The organism is Paracoccus salsus, from assembly GCF_021556615.1.
Lineage (GTDB): Bacteria > Pseudomonadota > Alphaproteobacteria > Rhodobacterales > Rhodobacteraceae > Paracoccus > Paracoccus salsus.
This window is the reverse complement of sequence record NZ_JAKGGD010000006.1, coordinates 61,355-76,582: the sequence shown is the minus strand read 5'-3', so window position 1 is coordinate 76,582 and position 15,228 is coordinate 61,355. Positions and strand designations below refer to the sequence as shown.

The following is a 15,228-nucleotide window of genomic DNA, read 5'->3' as shown; positions in this document are numbered from 1 at the left end:
GCCCAAGGACGACAAGGGACCAGACATGACCATATTGACCGGTGATTTCGCAATCGACACAGAGGGCGCGGAGCACCGATTTCGGATCAGTGGCGTCGCGGGCGGCCGAGATGATCTGCCTGAGGATGCCAGACTGTATCTGCGCCATGTCGAAGACGGTGAGACGATCCGCGCGCTGGCCCGCGAGGCCGGCTGCCATGCCTCGACCATCCTGCGGCGCATCCGCCGATTCGAGGCTCGCCGCGACGATCCCCTGATCGATGGCGCATTGTCCGAAAAAGGCGCCCCGCCGCAGGAAGCCTGCGACAAGCTTGCCTTGCGCGTGCTGCGCCGTCTGGCCGAGCCGGGCGCGGTCATGGCCTCGGCCGCAGGCATGGAAAAGGCCATCGTGACCCGCGACGAAATCCGCACCGCCGTTCTGGACCGCAGCCTGGCCGAGACGATGGCCCTGAAAGGCTGGGTCGTGCAGATCGGGCAGGGTGGGCGGCTGCAGCGCTATGCGATCGCACCCGCAGGTCGCGACGCGCTGCGCAAGATGCTGACCTCGCCGCGCCAGCGCAACGCCGTGCCGGGCCCGCAAGACTTCAGCGATGCCCGACCCGTGGAATGCGAGGCCGCCCCCGGCCTTGCCGAAGCGCAGGCCGGGTTCGACCATGCCGAACGCCACCGGATCTGGGACGATCGGGTGATCCAGGATCCCGAGGATGGCCGGCGCAGGTCGGCCCGCGTGAATATCGCCGAAAGCCCGCTGCTTATCCTTTCGCGCCGCCGCGACCAGAACGGCGAGCCCTTCCTGACGCAGGGCATGGTCGGGGCCGGCGAGCGGCTGCGCGAGGATTTCGAACTGGCGCAGATGGGACCGCGGGTGACGCAGAACTGGGACGGCTTCATGACGGCCGGGATCGACCTGTCGTCCAGCGGCGGGGGCTATCGCGGCGGGTCGGAATCCGCACGCGATCGTGTCGCCGTGGCGCTGCGCGATCTGGGGCCGGGGATGGGCGACATCGTGCTGAGGGTGTGCTGTTTTCTGGAAGGTATCGAAATGACCGAACGGCGTCTGGGCTGGTCGGCACGGTCCGGCAAGATCGTTCTCCGGCTTGCCCTCATGCGGCTCGAGCGGCATTACCGCGAGATCTATGGTCACGGCTCGCCGCTGATCGGCTGACGACGATCCGCAAGCGAGCCTGGTTCCGGATATGGGCCGTCATGCGAAAGGGGGCGCCGTCAAGGCGGCCCCTTTCTGGTGACCGGATTGCCTTTCCAGCGCCATCTCGTGATAATTCATGCTCGAACCGGCCTTCGCCTTGCATCAGGTCCCGTTATGAGCATCACCCTGCGCCAGCTTCGCTATTTCCTCGCGCTGGCCGAGCATGGCCACTTCACCCGTGCGGCCGAAACGATCCATGTCTCGCAGCCAGCGCTGTCGATGCAGATCCGCGCGCTCGAGGATCTGGCGGGCGGAAAACTGGTCGAACGGACTTCGGCCGGGGTCGTGCTGACGCCGCGCGGGCGCGCGCTGGCCGATGATGCGCGCAAGGTCATGGCCGTGATGGCGGGGCTGGAACAGGGGCTGCGCCAGCCGGGGCAGGGCGGCCGCCTGCTGCTGGGCATGATCCCGACCGTGGCGCCCTATCTTCTGCCCGAGGCCTTGCCGATCCTGCGCGCCCGTGACATCGGTCGCGATCTTCATCTGCGCGAAGCCCAGACCGAACGCCTGCTGGACGAACTGGTCGCTGGCCGTCTGGATGCGGCCGTGGTCGCCACGCCTGCCGAGGATCCCGGGCTGATCGCGACGCCGCTGTTCACGGACGGGTTCCTGCTGGCCGGCAGCGCGACCCGGATTGCGCAGCTGAAGGGCGCAGCCATCGAGCCCCGCAACCTCGATCCGGGTCAGTTGCTGCTGCTGGACGAGGGGCATTGTCTGGGCGATCAGGCGCTGGAACTGTGCGGCCTCAGCCGCCGCAGCGGCCGGCTGGACCTGGGTGCCGCCTCGCTGGCCACGCTGTGCCGGCTTGCGGCCCAGGGCATGGGGCTGACCTTTCTGCCCCAGATCGCCCGCCGGCAAGAGATCGCGGCCGCGCCCGGCCTGACCGCGATCGCGTTCCCCGACCCTTCGCCCGCCCGCCGGATCCTGCTCTTGCGCCGTGCCTCGACACCGGCGGGCGGCTGGTTCGATGACCTGGCCGAGGTTCTGCGGCGCGCCGGCGAGACGCTGCTGGGTGACTGACAGTGTGTCCGAATTCGCAAGGCGAGCGGCGTTGATCCGTACCGGGATTGCGACTAGACAGGACGAAACCCAGCGAGAGGTCTGCCATGACCGAGTTGTCTGCCCCCGAGGCGCCGCGCCTGCGCCATCCCGAAAAGGCTCACCGCCCTGACCAGGCCCAACCCAGGAAGCCCGACTGGATTCGCGTCAAGGCGCCGGTCAGCGAAGGCTATAAGCGCACGCGCGACATCATGAAGGAGAACCGCCTCTCGACCGTTTGCGAAGAGGCCGGATGCCCCAATGTCGGTGAATGCTGGAGCCAGGGCCACGCGACCATGATGATCATGGGCGAGATCTGCACCCGGGGATGCACCTTCTGCAACGTCGCGACCGGCAGGCCCGACGCGCTGGACGTTTTCGAGCCCGGCCGTGTCGCGCATGCCGTCCAGAAGCTTGGTCTGAAACATGTGGTCATCACCAGCGTCGATCGGGACGATCTGGACGATGGCGGGGCCGACCATTTCGCCCAGACCATCCGGGCCATTCGCCACCGTTCGCCCGATTCGACCATCGAGGTGCTGACGCCGGACTTCCTCAAGGCACGGCCCGGCGCGCTGGAAACCGTCGTCGAGGCGCGGCCCGATGTCTTCAATCACAATCTCGAAACCGTGCCGGGTCTTTATCCGTCGGTGCGGCCAGGGGCGCGCTACTTCCATTCGCTGCGGCTGCTGCAACGGGTCAAGGAACTGGACGCCACGATGTTCACCAAGTCGGGGATCATGGTGGGGCTGGGCGAGGATCGTCAGGGCGTGTTGCAGGTGATGGACGACATGCGCGCAGCCGATATCGACTTCATGACGATCGGCCAGTATCTGCAACCCTCGCCCAAGCACCATCGCGTCGACCGGTTCGTCACACCCGATGAATTCGCGGGCTACGAGAAATCGGCCTATGGCAAGGGATTCCTGATGGTCTCGGCGACGCCGCTGACCCGGTCATCCTACCACGCAGGCGACGACTTTGCCCGGCTTCGCGCCGCCCGACTGGAAAAGCTGGGCCGCGCCTGACCTGCGGCTGTGCACCCGGCGTGAACGGGGCAGGACATCGCGCGCGAGGTCTTGCAAATTCCGGCGCGCGGCCTTAGGCGAATGACGGGGCCCGAGTGGCGGAATGGTAGACGCAGGGGATTCAAAATCCCCCGCCGAAAGGCTTGTCGGTTCGAGTCCGACCTCGGGTACCAGCCCCCATGCCGCATCGGCACGACCGCTCGCTGATCGGCGATCAGCGATATCCTTGGGCCTGCAGTTCGAACAGCTCGCGATAGCGACCTTCGCGCGCGACCAGCGTTTCATGCGTGCCCTCATCCTGCACCCGGCCATCTTCCAGCACGATGATGCGGTCCGCCATCCGGACACTTGAGAACCGGTGCGAGATCAGCACGGCGGTGCGCCCGGCCGACAGCTCCTTGAAGCGCTGGAAGACCTCGAATTCGGCGCGGGCATCCAGCGCGGCGGTGGGTTCGTCAAGGATCAGCACCTGCGCCTCGCGCATATAGGCGCGCGCAATCGCCAGTTTCTGCCATTCGCCGCCCGACAATTCCATGCCACGAGCGAATCGCTTGCCGACCATCTGGTCGTATCCGGCAGGCAGCTTGGCGATCACCCGATCGGCCAGGGCACGTTCGGCGGCGGTGACGACACGGGCGCGATCGGCGCGGGCCTCGATCCGCCCGGCGGCGATATTGTCGGACGCCGACATGGCGTATCGGACGAAGTCCTGGAAGATCACCCCGATCGCCGCGCGAAGCTGATCCACATCGTATTCGCGCAGATCGCGACCATCCAGCAGGATGCGTCCCTCGGTGGGCTCATAAAGCCGGGCAAGCAACTTGACGATGGTCGTCTTGCCGGCGCCGTTCTCGCCGACCAGCGCGACGGTTTCGCCGGCCCGCAGATGAAAGCTGAGATGCCGCACCGCCCAACGTCCGGCCTCGGGATAGCGGAACCCGACATCCTCGAAGGTGATGCCCGTCAGGATCGGGTTCGGCACGGGCCGGGCATCGGGCAACGAGGCAATGCCAGGTCGCTCGTCGAAAAACCGGTAGAGATCGTCCAGGTACAACGCCTGTGCCGCCATGCCCGAAAACGACGCCAGCAGCCCTTCGATCAGGCCGCGCAGACGCAGGAAACTGCCCGACAGGAATGTCAGATCACCCAGCGACAGCGTGCCGGTCAAGGTCCGGCCGATGATCCACAGATAGGCGCCATAATAGCACAGCGTGCCGATCCCGGTCAGCACGGCCATCGCCACAAGCTGGCGACGGTTGATCGCGCGGTTCTCGGCGTAGAACCGTTCGGCAAGCTCCAGATAGCGGTCGCGCAGGAACCGGTTCAGGCCGAAGATCTTGACTTCCTTTGCCGAATCCGACGTGGCGCCGATCATCCGCAGATAGTCGCGTTCGCGCCGTTCGGGGGCGCGACGCCAGTTCATCTCGTAAAGTTCGGCGTTGAAATGCATCTGGCCGATCAGCGTCGGGATCAGGGCGACCAGCAGCAGCACGACCAGCCAGGCGTTGTAGACGACCAGACCGGCGCCGAAACTGATGACGGTCACCCCGTCCTGCAATTGCTGCATGATCTGGTTCACCAGCGGGATGCGCCCCATGGTCTGACGGCGCGCACGGTCCAGCCGATCCTGAAATCCGGCATCCTCGAAACTGGCAAGGTCCAGTTCGGCCGCGTGATCCATCAGCCGGATCGAGAGCGAGATGACCAGCTTTTCCTGCAACAATGCGTCGGCATAGGTCACCAGCCGGCCAAGAATGTCGGACGCCAGCGCAAGCACCAGTTCGATCGCGATCAGCCAGGCCAGCTGCTCGGCAAGACCGGATTGCCACCAGCCGGTCAGGCCGTCGGGCCGCGCCTCGAGCGCAAGCAGGCGCACGACCTCGTCAATGATCAGCTTGCCCACCCACAGCATCGCGACCGGCATGACCGCGCGTGCCAGTCGCAATGCCACCATCGCCAGCGTCAGGGCAGGACTTGCCCGCCAGACCATCGCAATGAACGGTGGCAGGTTCTTCAGCGCCGCCCACCGGGCGCGAAAACTTGCGGGGGCCTCGCCGCCGGACATGTCAGGCCGCCTCGGCTGCGCGGGCGCGGGCGATTTCCGCGGCGGTCAGCGGGCCGGGGAACAGGCATGCGGTCTGGTGATCCTGACCCAGCAGAGCCGGCAGCCTTTCGGCGCAGGTGGCCTGGGCGCGCGGGCATCGTGTCCGGAACACGCAACCCGAGGGCGGCGTCATCGGCGATGGCAGGTCACCGGCCAGCGGCACGACGGTTTCTCGCGGGTCATGCTGCGGGTCCGGCACCGGCACCGCCGACATGAGCGCCTGCGTGTAGGGGTGCTGCGGCCTGGCATAGAGATCGTCGGTCGAGGCGATCTCCATGACCTTGCCCAGATACAGCACCATCACCCTGTCGCTGACATGTTTCACCACCGACAGATCGTGCGCGATGAAGATCAGCGCAAGGCCCAGTTCGCGCTGCAACCGGATCAGCAGGTTGATGACCTGGGCCTGGATCGACACGTCCAGCGCGCTGACGGGTTCGTCGCAGACGATCAGCCTCGGCTCGACGATCAGGGCGCGGGCGATGCCGATGCGCTGGCACTGGCCGCCGCTGAATTCGTGCGGATAGCGGTTGATCTGGTTGGACAGCAGCCCGACCTTGTCCATCATCGCCTTGACCCGATCCCTGACCTCGCCCCGGTCCAGGCCGGGATGGTGGGTCGTCAGCGGCTCGGCGATGATCTGGCCCACGGTCATGCGCGGATTGAGGCTGGCCAGCGGGTCCTGGAACACCATCTGGATGTCGCGGCGACGGGCCATCATCTGCCGGGGTGACAGACCAAGCAGGTCCGTCCCGTCGATCCATTCGGCCCGGCCGGTGGCGGACACCAGCCCGATCAGCGCGCGGGCCAGCGTGGATTTTCCGCATCCCGATTCCCCGACCACCCCCAGCGTTTCGCCGGGGTTCAGCGCGAAATCGACGCCGGCCACGGCATGCAGCGGGTCCGGCGGCGTCCAGGGCATCGCGCCCGGGCGCCTGATCGTGAATGTCACGCGCAGATCGCGCACCTCAAGCAAGGGCTTAGTCATGATCGTCCAGCCTTCCCGGCGTTGCGGCCATGCCCGCGCCCGCGACGGCCGCAACCGGGACAATCCGGTTTTCGGGCGGATGCGCCCCCGTGCCGCGCGGCGTGGTCGGCGCCGCCGTCTCGCGGTGGCCCCGGACATCGGCGAGTGGAGCGAAACAGGCGCGCGCGCGGCCCGGGGCAAAGCCTTCCAGGGGCGGGCGATCGGTCGCGCAGACTTCGCGGCGACAGGGGCAGCGCGGCTCGAAGGCGCAGCCCGGCGGCGGGCAGGTCATGTTCGGGGGCGCTCCGGGGATCGCGGCCAGTTCGTCGTCCGTCCGGTCGATGCGCGGGATCGCGTGCAAAAGCCCCTGCGTGTAGGGATGGGCCGGCGCGCGAAACAGCGGGCCGACCGGCCCGGTCTCGCGGATGCGGCCGCCATACATAACGGCGACCCGCTCGCATGAGCCGGCGACCACGCCAAGATCATGGGTGATCAGAATCATCGCCATGCCGAATTCGCGTTGCAGATCGGACAGCAGCGCCATGATCTGCGCCTGCACGGTGACGTCCAGCGCCGTCGTCGGCTCGTCTGCGATCAGAAGCCGTGGCCGGCAAAGCAGCGCCATCGCGATCATCACCCGCTGGCGCATCCCGCCGCTGAACTCGTGCGGGTAAAGCCGCACCCGGCCCCTGGCATCGGGAATCCTGACCGCGTCCAGCATCCGCACCGCCTCGGCCACCGCCGCCCGCTTGCCCATGCCCTTGTGCAGCACCAGCACCTCGGCCATCTGATCGGCCACGCGCATATAGGGGTTCAGCGACGTCATCGGGTCCTGAAAGATCATGGCGATCTTTTCGGCGCGGATCCGGTTCAGCACGTTCGGCCGGGCATTCAGGATGTCCTGCCCGTCAAAGATGACGCTTCCGGCGGCGCGACCGTTTCTGGCAAGCAGGCCCATGATCGCGTAGGCCAGCTGTGACTTGCCGCTGCCGGATTCGCCGACGATGCCGACCGTCTCGCCGGCCTCGATCGTCAGGCTCACCGCGTTGACCGCCCGGACCTCTCCGTCATTGGTGGCAAAGCGGATGGACAGGTTGTCGATCGCAAGCAGGGCCATGTCAGCGATCCCTGGGGTCAAGGGCATCGCGCAGCCCGTCGCCCACGAAGAAGAAGCCGAACAGCGTGATGCAGAAGAAGAACAGCGGAAAGGCCAGCTGCCACAGCGTGCCGTAGTTCATCGTGCCGGCTCCTTCCGAGATCAACGCCCCCCAGCTTGTCAGAGGTTCCTGCACGCCAAGTCCAAGAAAGCTGATGAAGCTTTCGGTCAGGATCATCAACGGCACCAGCAGCGTGGCATAGACCGCGACGACGCCCAGAAGATTGGGAACGATGTGACGCAGGATGATCCGCCACGACGGGACGCCGATGGCGCGGGCGGCCTCGATGAACTCGCGGTTCTTCAGGCTCAGCGTCTGGCCACGCACGATCCGGCTCATGTCCAGCCACGAGATCAGGCCGATGCCCAGAAACAGCATCGTGATCGACCGGCCGAACATCACCAGCAGCAGGATCAGCACGAACATGTAGGGGATCGACATCAGGATATCGACGATGCGCATCATCAGCTGGTCGGTACGGCCCCCGACATAGCCGGCCGTCGCGCCGTAAAGCGTGCCGACGATGACCGCGATGGCCGCGCCCACGACGCCGACCGTCAGCGACACCTGCGTGGCCTGCACGGTGCGCGCAAAAAGGTCGCGGCCCAGATCGTCGGTGCCGAAATAGTGGCCGTTCGCCAGCGAAGGCTGACCCAGCGTCGCGACCTGGCCCATGACCTCGAAATCCAGGTCCTCGTTGGACCAGACCGCAAGGCCATTGCCGAAGATCGCGAACAGCGCCACCAGCACAAGGATCACGAACCCGGTCATCGCGGCCCGGTTGCGGACAAAGCGCTTGCGGGCATCCGTCCACGGGCTGCGGCCGCGCACCTCCTCCTGGCCAAGACGGCTGGCCAGAGAGCGCATCTTTTCCTGCTCGATCACCATGGCTCAGTACCTGATCCTGGGGTCGATCCACGCATAGAGGATGTCGACGACAAGGTTGAACAGGATGGTCAGCGCGCCGATCAGGATCGTGACCCCCATCATCACCGCGTAGTCGCGGTTCAGCGCGCTGTCCACGAAAGCCTTTCCGATGCCGCCGGTCGAGAAATAGATGTCGATCACCACCGATCCGGTGATCATCGACACGAAGACCGGTCCCAGATAGCTGATGACCGGCAGCAGCGCGGGCTTCAGCGCGTGTCGGATGACGACGCGATGCTCGGGCATGCCCTTGGCACGGGCGGTCCGGATGTGGTTGCTGCCCAGCACCTCCAGCATGGACGACCGCGTGATGCGCGCGATCGATGCCATGTAGCTGGTTCCCAGCGCGATCACCGGCATGACCCAGAATCGCGGGTCCGAAAAGCTCCAGCCGCCGCCGGGCAGCAGCCCGCACCACAGCGTGAAGACCAGCACGAGTATCGGCGCCATCACGAAGTTCGGCAGCACCTGCGCCCCGATCGAGATGCCGACCGCCAGATAGTCCAGAAAGCTGTTCTGCCGGATCGCGGCGACCACCCCCAGCGCGACGCCGACGACGACCGCGAAGAGGAAGGACAGCGCGCCATAGGTCAGCGTCACCGGAAACCCCTCTGCGATCAGCTGGTTCACGGTCCGGTCGGGATAGACGAAGCTGGGGCCGAAGTCGAAATGCGCCACGATCCCGTAGAGATAGTTCCAGATCTGCCGCCACAGCGGCTGGTCCAGCCCGTATTTGGCGTTCAGGTTGGCCAGGACCTGCGCGGGCAGTTCGCGTTCCTGCGTGAACGGCCCGCCCGGCGCCAGATGCATCAGGACGAAGGACAGCACGATCAGCAGCAGCAGCGTGGGGATCGCCACCGCCATGCGACGCAGGACATACGCGAACATCGGGTGCAGCCTCCGCTTCAGAAGAGGGTGAAAACCGTTCCAAAGCCACAAGGGGCGGGCGCCCCTTCCGGCAGGATCAAGGCCAGGACCGGCCGCGGCCGCGGCCTACTCGGCAATGCGGTACATGTCCTTGGCGTACCAGGTGCTCATGACGTTCCGGGTCGGAATGCCCTTCAGATCGGGCCGGAACATCTGCGCCTTGGCGTAGTGATAGACCGGCACAAGCGCCATGTCCCCGATCAGGATCTGCTCGGCCTGCTCGTACAGCGCGGCAGGGTTCCGGGCGGTCGAGGCCTGGGACAGCAGCGTGTCGAACTCGGCGTTCGACCACTTGCCGTTGTTGTAGCCATCGGTGCGGAAGTAATCGAGATAGGTCGAGGCTTCGTTGTAATCCGCGCACCAGGCATAGCGGGCGACCTCGAAATCCTGGTTCTGCAGCCGGTCGGTGTGGACCTTCCATTCATAGTTGGCCAGCGTCGCGTTGACGCCGATCGCCTTCCAGAACTGCTGGACCGCGACGGCCAGCTTCTTGTGATCCTCGGAGGTGTTGTACTGGATCGTCAGGTTCAGCGGGTTTTCGGGGCCGTGGCCGGCCTCTGCCAGCAAGGTCCTGGCGTTTTCCATCCGCTCGGTCCGGGTCCAGCCGGCCATCTCGATCTGTGGCGCCTCGAAGCCCTCGGTCGCCCAGTGCGTCCAGTAATAGGCGGGCGTCTGGCCACCCTGAAGCACCTTGTCCACGATGATGTCGCGATCCACCGCATAGGCCAGCGCCTGCCGGACCCGCACATCCTTCAGCGCCTCGGGGCCCTTGTCGGACAGGTTGAAGAGATAGGCATAGGAGCAGGACCAGGGGACGGTCACGGCCTGGTCGGGATACTGCTCCTTCAGGCGCGGATACTGGCCGGCGGGCAGCGAGTCGAACCAGTCCAGCTCGCCCGCCAGATAGCGGGTCAGGGCGATGTTCTGGTCATTGACGGTGATGAACCGGACCGTTTCGATGATGGTGTTGTCCGCGTCCCAGTACCGGTCGTTCCTGACCGCCACGGCCTCGACGCCCAGGTCGTGGCCGTCCAGCACATAGGCGCCGTTGCCCACCATCTTGCCGGGCCGGGTCCAGGCGTCGCCCTCGGCCTCGATCACCTTGCGTGGCACCGGGTAGGTGGTCGCGTGCGACAGGGTCTTGACGAAATAGGGCGTCGGTTTCGACAGCCTCACCTCAAGCGTCCGGTCGTCCACAGCCTTGACGCCCAGCTCCGACGGGGGAAGGTCGCCCTTGACCACCGCGGAGGCGTTGGCGATGTTCATCAGCTCGATGAACCACGCATATTCCGAGGCGGTTTCGGGGTTGGCCGCCCGCTGCCAGGCATAGACGAAATCACCCGCGGTGACCGGGTCGCCATTCGACCAGGCCGCATCGCGCAGGTGGAAGACATAGGTCAGCCCGTCGTCGCGGACCTCGTGGCTTTCGGCCATGCCGGGAATCATCGCGCCGGTCGCGTCCTCGTTCATCAGCCCTTCGAACAGCTGCCGGATCATGTCGGAATCCGTGCGCGTCGTGGTCAGCTGCGGGTCCAGCGACTTGATCGCGTCAAGGATCCAGTACCGGACCTCCTGCCTGTCCGCCAAAGTCTCGCCCTCGGCGGGCTGCGCGCCGAAGGCCGGCATTGCCAGCCAGGCCGCAAGCGCGGTCGTTGCAAACAGCTTGGTCATGTCGGGGCTCCTCCAGGTTGCGTCGCGGTGGCCGGTGCACCGGAATGGCGGAACACTAGTCAAAGCCCGCCCGAGTTAAAGCGGTTTTGTCACGTTCGTCTGGCGGGGTCGGGCGCGGCCGGCTCTGGTCCGCGCCCAGGCCGCCGTCTTCGCGCGACACCACGGCGGCATCGCGCAAGGGGGGTGAACCCGTTCCCGGCCGGGGTGGGCGCCCCCCATCCGCGCGGGATTATGTTGACGGCTCAGACCGCTTCCCGCATATCGGGGAATGGAAAACGGCCGGGAAACGGTCGTGAAGGCGGCCGGGAAAGCGCCCCCCGCAGCCACGCGAATGTCTCGAGGGAGGAAATCATGGGCGGCCTGCTGGCCCTGTCTCGCGGCATCGACCGCATCAACACCATGATTGGCCGCAGCGCGGCCTGGCTGATCCTTCTGGCGATTCTCGTCAGCGCGATCAATGCGATCATCCGAAAGGTGTTCAGCGTCTCGTCGAATGCCTGGCTTGAACTGCAATGGTATCTTTACGGCGGCGCGTTCCTTCTGGCAGCGGCCTACACATTGCTGGAGAACGAGCATATCCGGATCGACATCATCTATGCCCGCTGGTCGCGCCGCGTGCAGCACTGGATCGACCTGCTCGGCACACTGCTGTTCCTGTTGCCGTTCACGGCCATCATGATCTGGCTGATCTATCCGTCGCTGCGGACCTCGTGGCGGACGCACGAAATCTCGATGAACGCCGGCGGGCTGATCATCTGGCCGGCCAAGGCGATCCTCCTGGCCGGCTTCGTGCTGCTGTTCATTCAGGGCATTTCGGAAATCATCAAGAAGATCGCGGTCATGCGCGGGGCGATGCCCGATCCGCATCCGCACACATCTCCGCACGAGACAGCCCTGCGAGAGGCCGAACTGATGGGCTCGGGTTTCGACCATGACCATCCGGCCTCGTTCCGGCCCAACGACCGGGAGACCCGTCCGTGATCGACCTCATCGCCCATAACCTGGCGCCCATCATGTTCGCGTCGATGGTCGTCTTCCTGCTGGTCGGATATCCGATCGCCTTCGCGCTGGCCGCCAACGGCCTGCTGTTCTTTTTCTTCGGCGTCTTCCTGACACCGCTCAGCGACCAGGTGAATTTGGGCTGGAACCTGCTGGGCGCGCTTGGCGACCGGGTGTTCGGGGTGATGCGCAACGATACCTTGCTGGCGATCCCGTTCTTCACCTTCATGGGCATTGTGCTGGAACGCTCGCGCATGGCCGAGGAGTTGCTGGACACGATCGGCCAGCTGTTCGGCCCGGTCCGCGGTGGGCTGGCCTATGCCGTGATCCTGGTCGGCGCGCTGCTGGCCGCGACGACCGGCGTGGTCGCCGCCTCGGTCATCTCGATGGGGCTGATCTCGTTGCCGATCATGATGCGCTATGGCTATGACCGCAGGATGGCGACAGGGGTCATCACCGCGTCGGGCACGCTGGCACAGATCATTCCGCCCTCGCTGGTGCTGATCGTGCTGGCCGACCAGCTTGGCCGGTCGGTGGGCGACATGTACAAGGCCGCGCTGGTGCCCGCGCTGGCGCTGACCGGCGTCTACATGGGCTATGTGCTGGTCATGTCGATCCTGCGCCCCAAGACGATGCCGGCCCTGCCGATCGAGGCCCGCAGCCTGGGGTCCGGGGGCTGGTCGCTGATCCTGGCGATCGTGGCTTCCATCGTCCTCTATTGGGCGGGCGAGCGGTATCTGGGCGAAACCCTGGGCGACGACAGCAAGATCTGGGCCGCCGCGCTGGCGGTGGCGATCATGCTGGTGTTCGCGCTGGTTGATCGTGGCCTTGGCCTCGGGCTGCTGTCGCCGATGGCCCGTCAGGTCATCATCGTCATGATCCCGCCGCTGGCCCTGGTGTTCCTTGTGCTGGGTACCATCTTCCTCGGCATCGCCACGCCGACCGAGGGCGGTGCGATGGGTGCGGTCGGCGCGCTGATCCTGACGGCGTTGAAGCGGCGCCTGACCTTCACCGTCATCAACCAGGCGCTGCTGTCGACGGCGCGGCTGTCATCCTTCGTGATGTTCATCCTGATCGGCGCGACGGTGTTCTCGCTGACCTATTATTCGGTGAACGGGCATATCTGGGTGCGCGACCTGCTGACCGCACTGCCCGGGGGGGAATACGGGTTCCTGATCGCGGTCTGCGCGATCATCTTCTTCCTCGCCTTCTTCCTCGATTTCTTCGAACTGGCCTTCGTCATCGTGCCGCTGCTGATCCCGGCCGCCACCGCGCTGGACATCGACCTCGTTTGGTTCGGGATCATCCTTGCGGTCACCATGCAGACATCCTTCCTGACCCCGCCCGTCGGCTTCGCGTTGTTCTACCTGCGATCGGTGGCACCACGAAAACCCTATGCCGACGCGGTCACGGGGCAGGACATGCCCGCGGTCAGCACCGGCGACATCTATCGGGGGGCCGTGCCGTTCGTCGGGTTGCAGATCGTCATGATCGCCGTGGTGATCGCCTTCCCGCAACTGGTGATGCACTACAAGGGTCCGGTGATCGACACATCGGGCATCCGCATCGAGATCCCGTCGGGCGGCGTGGGATCGGGTGGCTTTGGCGGGCTGGGCGGTCTGGGGGGCGGGTCGCCCTTCGGGCAGCCGCCCGCCGGCGCATCCGGCGACGACGGCGCCACCCCCGGACCTGGCGGTGGACTGGGGGGCGGACTTGGCGGCCTCGGCACGCCGGATTTCGGCGCGCCCCCACAGGCAGATACCGGCAGCGAAACGCCGCAGGACGCGCCGTCCTTGGACCCAGTGCCCGCACCGGCCACGGATGGCGGGCTTGGGCTTGAGGGGCCACCGCCGGGGCTGGGTGGCGACAACTGAACCGCAACAGAGCGAACCAGGCCGGACTTCCGACCGGTTTCTTCATCCCGCCACGGCGTGAGGGCATGGATGCCCGGTCAGCGCCGCAGGAGCGATCGAAAAAGCCGCCGCGACAGGATCGCGGCGGCTGCCTGCATTGCGACATGGGCGCCGAAAGGCGTCAGCCTGCGGGCGCCAGCTTGCCGTTGCGCTGCTGGATCATCATGAACGTGTCGAAGGTGTATTCCGCGGTCTGCGAATACAGATACCAGTCGTCGCGGAACTGAAGCATCGCCTCGTATTGTTTCTTGAACGACTCGTTCTCTCCCGAGAGTTCTGCATAGACCTCGTTCGAGGCGGCGAAGGCGGCGGTCAGGATCTCTTCGCTGAAGGATCGCAACTGCGCGCCCGTGCCGACAAGCTCTTTCAACGCGGTCGGGTTCTTCATGTCGTATTTGGCCAGCATGTTCTGGTCGGTCGCCTGCGCGCAGCTGCGGATCAGCGACTTGTAGCTGTCGGGCAGCTCGTCCCATTTCGCCTTGTTGAAGAAGAAGCCGACGGTCGGGCCACCTTCCCAGTAGCCGGGATAGTAATAATACGGCGCGACCTTCTGGAAGCCCAGCTTGCTGTCATCATAGGGGCCGACCCATTCGGCGGCGTCGATCGTGCCTTTTTCCAGCGACGCATAGATGTCCCCGCCGGCGATCTGCTGGGGCACCACGCCCAGTTTCTCGACAACCCGTCCAGCCAGACCCGAGATCCGCATCTTCAGACCCTGAAGATCGGCCAGGGTGTTGATTTCCTTGCGATACCAGCCACCCATCTGCACCCCGGTATTGCCGCCGGGGTAGCTGACGAGACTGTATTGGTCGAGGAATTCGTTGTAATTCTCGATCCCGCCGCCCTGATAGTTGTAGGCCGCCTTGGCGCGGGCCGAGAAGGTGAAGGGCAGGTCCGCTCCACAGGCGAAGGCCGGGTCCTTGCCCCAGTTGTAGTAGCCGACCGAATGCGAACACTCGACCGTGCCGTCGGTCGTGGCGTTGATCGCGTCGAGACCGGGCACGATCTCGCCGGCCGAAAAGACCTGGATCGTCAGCTTGCCGTCCGTCGCCTCTTTCAGCCGGGTCGAGAATTCCTCGGCACCGCCATAGATGGTGTCGAGCGATTTCGGAAAGGACGACGCCAGGCGCCAGGTGATGCTGGGCATCTCCTGCGCGATCGCGGGTGCCGCCAGAACGGTTCCGGCCGCCGCAGCAGCCCCGCCGACCGACGCCCGGCTCAGAAACGAACGACGATCCAGGCTCTTGGAATTCTTCATGCAATCTCCTCCTTGCAGGTCGGGTGGGGCGA

12 protein-coding genes and 1 tRNA gene are annotated in these 15,228 nt (G+C 65.7%); 6 read left to right on the top strand and 7 right to left on the bottom strand.

Annotation, left to right across the window (positions count from 1 at the left end; genetic code table 11):
- Nucleotides 1-25 precede the first annotated feature (25 nt).
- From L1965_RS12500 to L1965_RS12485, 4 genes are all read left to right on the top strand, one after another.
- Nucleotides 26-1,165 (top strand): DUF6456 domain-containing protein, encoded by a 1,140-nt coding sequence (locus tag L1965_RS12500; protein ID WP_235756782.1) that lies wholly within the window; start codon nucleotides 26-28, stop codon nucleotides 1,163-1,165.
- 156 nt (nucleotides 1,166-1,321) lie between these two features.
- Nucleotides 1,322-2,227, top strand: coding sequence for a hydrogen peroxide-inducible genes activator (locus tag L1965_RS12495; RefSeq protein ID WP_235756781.1), 906 nt, complete (start codon nucleotides 1,322-1,324; stop codon nucleotides 2,225-2,227).
- An 86-nt stretch (nucleotides 2,228-2,313) separates the two neighbouring features.
- Complete coding sequence (lipA, locus tag L1965_RS12490; protein ID WP_235756780.1) at nucleotides 2,314-3,273, top strand: lipoyl synthase; 960 nt, start codon at nucleotides 2,314-2,316, stop codon at nucleotides 3,271-3,273.
- Between the two features lie 89 nt (nucleotides 3,274-3,362).
- Nucleotides 3,363-3,446: transfer RNA gene (locus tag L1965_RS12485), tRNA-Leu, on the top strand.
- 41 nt (nucleotides 3,447-3,487) lie between these two features.
- Here L1965_RS12485 and L1965_RS12480 read toward each other — a convergent pair.
- The 6 genes from L1965_RS12480 to L1965_RS12455 form a co-directional block, all read right to left on the bottom strand.
- A complete protein-coding gene (locus tag L1965_RS12480) occupies nucleotides 3,488-5,338 on the bottom strand; it encodes an ABC transporter ATP-binding protein (protein ID WP_235756779.1) in 1,851 nt (616 codons plus the stop codon).
- Between the two features lies 1 nt (nucleotide 5,339).
- On the bottom strand, nucleotides 5,340-6,365 hold the full coding sequence (locus tag L1965_RS12475; RefSeq protein ID WP_235756778.1) for an oligopeptide/dipeptide ABC transporter ATP-binding protein: 1,026 nt from the start codon (nucleotides 6,363-6,365) through the stop codon (nucleotides 5,340-5,342).
- A complete protein-coding gene (locus L1965_RS12470; protein ID WP_235756777.1) occupies nucleotides 6,358-7,461 on the bottom strand; it encodes an oligopeptide/dipeptide ABC transporter ATP-binding protein in 1,104 nt (367 codons plus the stop codon). Before L1965_RS12470 ends, L1965_RS12475 begins: the two co-directional genes overlap by 8 nt.
- Nucleotide 7,462: 1 nt before the next feature.
- Nucleotides 7,463-8,389 carry an ABC transporter permease subunit gene (locus tag L1965_RS12465; protein WP_235756776.1) on the bottom strand — a complete coding sequence of 309 codons (927 nt, stop codon included), beginning with the start codon at nucleotides 8,387-8,389 and terminating at the stop codon, nucleotides 7,463-7,465.
- Between the two features lie 3 nt (nucleotides 8,390-8,392).
- On the bottom strand, nucleotides 8,393-9,316 hold the full coding sequence (gene oppB, locus L1965_RS12460; protein ID WP_235756775.1) for an oligopeptide ABC transporter permease OppB: 924 nt from the start codon (nucleotides 9,314-9,316) through the stop codon (nucleotides 8,393-8,395).
- A gap of 105 nt (nucleotides 9,317-9,421) precedes the next feature.
- On the bottom strand, nucleotides 9,422-11,026 hold the full coding sequence (locus L1965_RS12455) for a peptide ABC transporter substrate-binding protein (protein WP_235756774.1): 1,605 nt from the start codon (nucleotides 11,024-11,026) through the stop codon (nucleotides 9,422-9,424).
- A 351-nt stretch (nucleotides 11,027-11,377) separates the two neighbouring features.
- Here L1965_RS12455 and L1965_RS12450 point away from each other — a divergent pair, with 351 nt between their 5' ends.
- Nucleotides 11,378-12,007 (top strand): TRAP transporter small permease subunit, encoded by a 630-nt coding sequence (locus L1965_RS12450; RefSeq protein WP_235756773.1) that lies wholly within the window; start codon nucleotides 11,378-11,380, stop codon nucleotides 12,005-12,007.
- The gene (locus L1965_RS12445) at nucleotides 12,004-13,899 is read left to right on the top strand and encodes a TRAP transporter large permease (RefSeq protein WP_235756772.1); all 1,896 of its coding nucleotides are present in this window, start codon (nucleotides 12,004-12,006) and stop codon (nucleotides 13,897-13,899) included. Before L1965_RS12450 ends, L1965_RS12445 begins: the two co-directional genes overlap by 4 nt.
- A 160-nt stretch (nucleotides 13,900-14,059) precedes the next feature.
- Here L1965_RS12445 and L1965_RS12440 read toward each other — a convergent pair whose 3' ends face one another.
- Complete coding sequence (locus L1965_RS12440; RefSeq protein WP_235756942.1) at nucleotides 14,060-15,178, bottom strand: TRAP transporter substrate-binding protein; 1,119 nt, start codon at nucleotides 15,176-15,178, stop codon at nucleotides 14,060-14,062.
- Nucleotides 15,179-15,228: the final 50 nt, after the last annotated feature.

What these genes read in the sequence shown, in the direction of transcription:
- L1965_RS12480 (WP_235756779.1), bottom strand. Translation starts at nt 5,338, where the DNA reads ATGTCCGGCGGCGAGGCCCCCGCAAGTTTTCGCGCCCGGTGGGCGGCG.
- L1965_RS12455 (WP_235756774.1), bottom strand. Translation starts at nt 11,026, where the DNA reads ATGACCAAGCTGTTTGCAACGACCGCGCTTGCGGCCTGGCTGGCAATG.
- L1965_RS12500 (WP_235756782.1), top strand. Translation starts at nt 26, where the DNA reads ATGACCATATTGACCGGTGATTTCGCAATCGACACAGAGGGCGCGGAG.
- L1965_RS12470 (WP_235756777.1), bottom strand. Translation starts at nt 7,461, where the DNA reads ATGGCCCTGCTTGCGATCGACAACCTGTCCATCCGCTTTGCCACCAAT.
- L1965_RS12465 (WP_235756776.1), bottom strand. Translation starts at nt 8,389, where the DNA reads ATGGTGATCGAGCAGGAAAAGATGCGCTCTCTGGCCAGCCGTCTTGGC.
- oppB (WP_235756775.1), bottom strand. Translation starts at nt 9,316, where the DNA reads ATGTTCGCGTATGTCCTGCGTCGCATGGCGGTGGCGATCCCCACGCTG.
- lipA (WP_235756780.1), top strand. Translation starts at nt 2,314, where the DNA reads ATGACCGAGTTGTCTGCCCCCGAGGCGCCGCGCCTGCGCCATCCCGAA.
- L1965_RS12495 (WP_235756781.1), top strand. Translation starts at nt 1,322, where the DNA reads ATGAGCATCACCCTGCGCCAGCTTCGCTATTTCCTCGCGCTGGCCGAG.
- L1965_RS12450 (WP_235756773.1), top strand. Translation starts at nt 11,378, where the DNA reads ATGGGCGGCCTGCTGGCCCTGTCTCGCGGCATCGACCGCATCAACACC.
- L1965_RS12475 (WP_235756778.1), bottom strand. Translation starts at nt 6,365, where the DNA reads ATGACTAAGCCCTTGCTTGAGGTGCGCGATCTGCGCGTGACATTCACG.